Origin of the sequence: Methanoculleus sp. SDB (assembly GCA_001412355.1) — an archaeon.
Classification (GTDB): domain Archaea; phylum Halobacteriota; class Methanomicrobia; order Methanomicrobiales; family Methanomicrobiaceae; genus LKUD01.
Genome location: LKUD01000062.1, coordinates 1 through 6,220, shown reverse-complemented (window position 1 = coordinate 6,220; position 6,220 = coordinate 1). Strand labels below are relative to the sequence as shown.

General features: G+C 49.3%; 2 protein-coding genes and 1 pseudogene. All 3 read left to right on the top strand.

Annotation, left to right across the window (positions count from 1 at the left end):
- Nucleotides 1–101: 101 nt before the first annotated feature.
- On the top strand, nucleotides 102–311 hold the full coding sequence (locus tag APR53_00245; GenBank protein KQC04047.1) for a hypothetical protein: 210 nt from the start codon (nucleotides 102–104) through the stop codon (nucleotides 309–311).
- Nucleotides 312–835: 524 nt separating this feature from the next.
- Nucleotides 836–2,068 carry a hypothetical protein gene (locus APR53_00240; GenBank protein KQC04046.1) on the top strand — a complete coding sequence of 411 codons (1,233 nt, stop codon included), beginning with the start codon at nucleotides 836–838 and terminating at the stop codon, nucleotides 2,066–2,068.
- A 142-nt stretch (nucleotides 2,069–2,210) separates the two neighbouring features.
- Nucleotides 2,211–6,220, top strand: a pseudogene (locus tag APR53_00235).

The window sequence follows — 6,220 nt, the reverse complement described above, 5'->3', positions numbered from 1 at the left end:
CGCAGGACCTCGATCACGACGGCCTCTACGAGGATGTGAACGGCGATGGCGTCTTCAGTTTCGGCGATATCCGTTTGTTCTTCGAATATTACGATGTCTGAGTGCCGGCCAACGAACCGATCGAGTGTTTCGATTTCGATGGCAATGGTTTCATCGGGTTCGGGGATGTGCGGGCCCTCTTCTGGGAGTGGGGGACAAAAAGGGAGGCGAGAAAATGCATCTTTTTTTTCAAAGAAAGTGAAATGTCGGTTGATGCTGTTGCATGGGATTTTCTGCCACCCGGAAGTCTCATCCCTGGGATTGACCGATGAAAAAAAGCTCGCCTTCAGTGATCTCGACACCCTGCCGGTATCGTGATCTGGCTGAACGGTGGCGACAAGGGCGAAGTCACGCCGTACATTTAGTGGTCTTGCCGCGTGCTCGACGCCGAACGTCGTAATAAAATATGGCGGGGAAGGCGGATCCTGCTCCCCAGTCTCCTGTGTTTGTTTCCGACCGTGACTGCAGCATTCACGCTCATCCCATTATTACCCGTGCTACGACCATCGTTGTGATTCCGGCACCTTACGACCATGCTCACTGGGGCTATCCAGCCGTTCCCGGCGATGGATTATGACCGGTAAAGTCATGTCATGTCGTTCAGCGGGCTTTTAAGGTCATTTTTTTTGAGAATCACAATAATTTAAATATTTTATCCTTAGTGATTATCAAAGATATATTGCATTGATTAATATAATTGTGCATAAATTCATTTTTGTATGATTGATGCAATCAGCTTGCCCTATTCGTGAAAAAATTTTCATATTCGACTGCATCGATTTGGAGGGGGTGTTCAATGTCACAGAAAAAATGCGCAGTTATTATTATGATTTTTCTCATCTTAATGGTCGCTATACAGCCCGTTTCGGCTGGTACGGTGATTGATCAATATACCTACGATGCAAACGGGAATATAATCGAAGGAAACGGCTTCGTTTTTGAGTATAACGATGCAAACCAGCTTGAACAAATTGTCAATGCTTCCGATTCACTGGTCATCGCGGAATATTACTATGATGCGAGGGGTCAGCGGGTGAAGAAAGTCGAAGGTGGCGTGACCACCTATTACATCGGCTCACATTATGAAACCCGCACGGACGGCGTCACTACTGAAAATACCAAGTACTATTTTGCGAACAATGAGCGAATCGCCCGGGGAAATCCCGATGGCCGGACTTTCTATTACCATGGTGATCATCTGGGCAGCACCAGTGTCGTCACCAATGATACCGGGGGTCTGAGCGAGAAGGTCTCATACCTGCCCTATGGGGCGGTGAATGAGCACACCGGTTCGGGGAGTACCTACCTCTTTACTGACCAGGAGTTCGATGCGGAATCAGAGCTGTATTATTACGATGCCCGTTACTACGACCCGGAGCTGGCCCGGTTCACGCAGGCGGATACGGTGATCCAGGATGTTTACAACCCGCAGAATTTGAACGAGTATGCGTATGTGCTGAATAATCCGGTCAAGTATATAGATCCGAGTGGACATGGATTTGATTTATTATATAATCATGTAGTCGACTCAGTAAAAAGGGCTACAATTGGGGCTACTACAGTTGCTATTTCAGGACTATCAGGGAATGTATACTTCGCTGCATACAACACTGTAAGAACCGTTACAGACATTGGCGCCGATGCGATTCTTATTCCTGCAGCACTTGCGATTAATGAAAACGATGCAGAAAAAGTGAGAGGTTTTCATCAAACCAGGGATATTTCGCACATGATATTCAATCCAATGTTCTTGGCATCAGCAGGAGTGGGAATAGGTTATAACACGTTGGTTGAATTGGGACTAATAAACGATCCAGTGTTTAAGGAAGCCTCATTTAAAGATATAATTGTTGCATCTGCGATTTTAGGTGAAGGGTTTGATATTACCCTTGAGGAATCATTTAAGACTATCTTTGGTTGTGGGGATTGGATGGAAGCTCACGAAAAGGGACAAGCTGCCAAGATGAAGTGGATAGAAAATTTCTATAACACGGATAAAAACGAGCAAAAGGGGGGTAAAAATGCTTAACTTTAATAATAAATTATTTTTATGTTTATTTTGTTTCGGTTTTCTTTTTACGATCGTCTCCGCCGCTCCACCCACCACCGAGACACCCTTCGATCCGTGTCACCAGGACCTTCTCGATCCAAAGGCGGCGCCTGTAAAGGAGATGGGGGCGTACCAGACGGCCCTCTTTACCGGGAGTGCGACATATTCGTACCCCATTGAGGTTCCAACCGGGACCAATCAGCTTGCTCCACAACTTGCATTGAGGTATTCCAGCAATAACGCAAAGGACCGGACAAGTATGGTCGGTGCCGGTTGGGCTCTCACTCAGAGCTACGTCATGAGGGATGTAAACCATACCGCCGATGATCTCTCCGACGATATATTCCATCTCGTTATGAACGGACAGTCGTACGAACTGGTATACAACAGCGTTGAAGATCAGTATCACACGAAAGAAGAAGCTTACTTCAGGATTCTTCTCGAGACCGGAAGCACTCAAAACGAAAATGGCGATTACTGGATAGTAACTGTGAAAGACGGTACCACATATCGTTTTGGGTATACCGCTGATGCCGAAGCAAAGTGTTCATCACGGAATTACATATGGCGATGGTACCTGGACACCGTGACGGATACCCACGGAAACCACATCTATTATACCTATTCAGAGAATCCTGCATCAAACGACATCGGGGCAACCTACATCTCCGGAATTTCCTACAACAACGACCTGTCCAGGCAGATCGATTTCATCTTGGAAGGAACCGATCGATCAGACCGGGTCATTATTGTTGATCAGGGAAACCGCCTCCAGATCTCCCGCAGATTGAAGGAGATCCGGATACGTGTCGATGGGTCACTTGTTTCCAAATATGCCTTCACCTACAATACCTCATTCCCCAATACCCTCTCGTTCCTCACCCAGATTCAGAAGTTCGGGTCGGATGGGATTACCGCATATCCTCCTACCACATTCGAGTATGAAACCTGTGAGGAGGGATGGACCCGGGATGATAGCTGGACATCCCCGACGTACCTTGGAGGGACTCACGGGTACGTTGTTGCCGATGTGAACAAGGATGGATACCAGGATATCTTGCAGGGATATATGTATTATGACACGACAAAACCGTATCCCTACGAATATTTCGTCAATTATTCCTGGATAAATACCGGCAGCGGTTGGATTATTGATGGGACCTGGGCGCCGCCTGTCCCCTTCGTGTACGACAAACGCGATGATGGCAGGTTCTGGGACCGTGCACAGCTGCTTGACGTTAACAACGACGGGTATCCCGATTTAGTCTGGTCTTCGTATGCTTACATTAATAACGGGAACGGCTGGACCAGGGACGACAGCTGGATCACTCCATTCACCTTCCAGGGAAAACAGGGTTTCCGTGTTGCAGACGTCAACAACGACGGGTATCCTGACGTCTTACAGTCGCTTATTTACCTTGATCCCGATGACGGGGATGATAAAACCGTCAAGAATGCCTGGATCAACACCGGTTCTGGGTGGGTGAATGATGCCACGTGGCTGCCCCCAGTGGAATTCTGTTACGATAAACGTGATGACGGACGGTTCTGGGAACGTTCCTCTATTGTTGACCTCAACGGTGATGGATTACCTGACATTCTCCGACCAACATATGGCGGTTATATCAACACCGGCAGCGGCTGGCAGCTCCAGACCAGTTGGGATCCAAGGATCTCAGTCCAATCCAAAGAAGGCTTTAGATTCATTGATGTTAACGGAGACAACCTCCCCGATCTCATCAGGTCGTATATGTGCTACGATCCTGATGAACCCTATCCCCATGAGGTGTTTAAAACTGCCGCATACCTTAATACGGGACGGGGTTTTACCGGAAATTACGCAGGATATAACCCTGATTTCCCGTTCCTCTACGCCAAACTTGATGATGGCCGATCCTGGACCCGTGCTGTTCCATTCGACACTAACGGCGATGGTCTGTTAGATATTATCCACATGTCTCAGGCATGGATCCACTCCGGGTCTGGTTCATGTTATCGTTTGATAACTATTCACAATGGGATAGGGGGGACCACATCCATCAACTATCAACCGACGACCACCATGCCTGACATGGATATCGGCTTCGTGATGCAATGCGCTGATTCTATAACAAGCGAAAATGGGATGACCGGTTCACAGGCCATTTCTGCAACCACCGGATATGAATACTCCGGGGGTTTCTTTGACTTCGAAGACCAAGAGTTCCGGGGCTTTGCCACGGTTACAGAAACCGATCCCCTCGGCAACATTCTCACACATTCATTCCACCAGGACGACGCCCTGAAAGGCAGGGAGTACATGACCGAGAAGGATGACAGTTCCGGGAACCCCTATTCGGCCAGCGAGAGCGACTGGTCATTTACAGAATCGGATGATGTCTACGTAATCCATCTTGACGAGACCCGGAACTTCCTGTACGACGGCATCCTTTCAAATCCGAAAGTGACACTGACGACGTATACCTATGATGCCTATGGCAATCCGGTGACAACCTCATCATTTGGTGAGACCACTGTAACAGGTGACGAGAAATACTCCTACCAGGAGTACACATATAATATCGCGGACTGGATTGTAGACAGGGCGAAGCATACCGAACTCCGGGATGCTGACGATACCACGAAAGTCGCAGAAGCCTGGTACTACTACGACGACCATGGTTGTCTTGATGATCCACCCGTGAAGGGTGACCTTACGCGAACCGTGGAATGGCTGGACTCCGGGACAAACCCGGTAACGTCATATGCCTATGACGGCTACGGCAATCTGGTGACAAAGACCGACCCCAACGAAAACACCATCATCTACTCTTACGGCACCGGCGACCCCACCTATACTTTCCCGGACTCGCAGACCAACCCACTCGGCCAGACAACGAGCTATGTCTTTGACCTCGGCACCGGTAACCTTCTCTCAAGCACCGATCCGAATGGCTACCTAATGAGGTACGAGTATGACGTATTCGGCCGTCTGGTGAATACTATCAGGCCATATGACAGCAGCGGATACCCGACCCTCGCATACCAGTATATGGTGGACGGCGTCGCCCCCGAGAGTGTCACTACCTCGCTCCGGGAGACTGCCGGAGCTGCCGGGACGCTTGATTCCACCACATTTTATGATGGATTCGGCCAGGAGATCCAAACCCGGGCGGAATCCGAGAATACGGTGCAGCAGATAGTAACGGTGAAGTTCTACGACGAGCTTGGGCAGCTGGAGAAGGAGTCGTACCCGTACTTCGAATCATCCAGCACCGGGTATGTCGCACCAGGAAGTGTGGCCGGCGTGACCTCAACGTTCGATCCGCTCGGCCGTGTCATCAAAACCGAGAAGGCGGACGGTACCTCTCGGACAACAGAGTACGATCACCGGGTCAGAACCGAAACCGATGAAAACGGTCACTCCCATCGCTACTATTCGGATGCTTACGACCGGATCGTACAAGTGGACGAGCACAACGATGCGGAGACGTATTCCACAATCTACAGTTACAACGCGAGGGACGAGCTGATCACCATCACGGACACGGAAGGAAACGAATTCGCATACGAGTATGATACTCTCGGCCGGAAGACGTGGGAAGATGATCCCGACCGTGGTATCTGGACTTATACCTATGATGCAGTCGGCAATCTGTTCACTCGGACAGATGCACGGGGTGTAACGACGATCTATACCTATGACTCACTCAACCGCCCGGTTGTAGTCAATTACCCTAATGACGCAGATACCACATTTGTATACGATCGGGAAACCGTAGGCACACTGTCAGAAGTAAGTGATGGTGTCGGAATGACCCTCTATACCTACGATCAGCGGCTGCGGACAATACGTGAAGAACGGGAAATGGATGGTCTGACTTGGATAACTGAGTGGACCTATGATTCCATGGACCGGCCGAATTCCATGGCATATCCTGATTCGGAGCTTGTTCCTTCCACATATAATCTAGGTGGAATGCTGGAATCCATGGGAAGCCTGATCTCAAACGTGAACTACAACGAGGATGGAAAGATTGTCCTGAAATGGTTTGGCAACGGCGTCTCCACGACCTACACCTACGATTCGCTGAGCCGGCGCCTCAATACAATTCAGACCGCCGGGCTTCAGGATCTGACCTATTCCTATGA

Bases quoted from the DNA above. Each gene is read 5' to 3' on its own strand.
- APR53_00240 (KQC04046.1), top strand. From the start codon at position 836: ATGTCACAGAAAAAATGCGCAGTTATTATTATGATTTTTCTCATCTTA.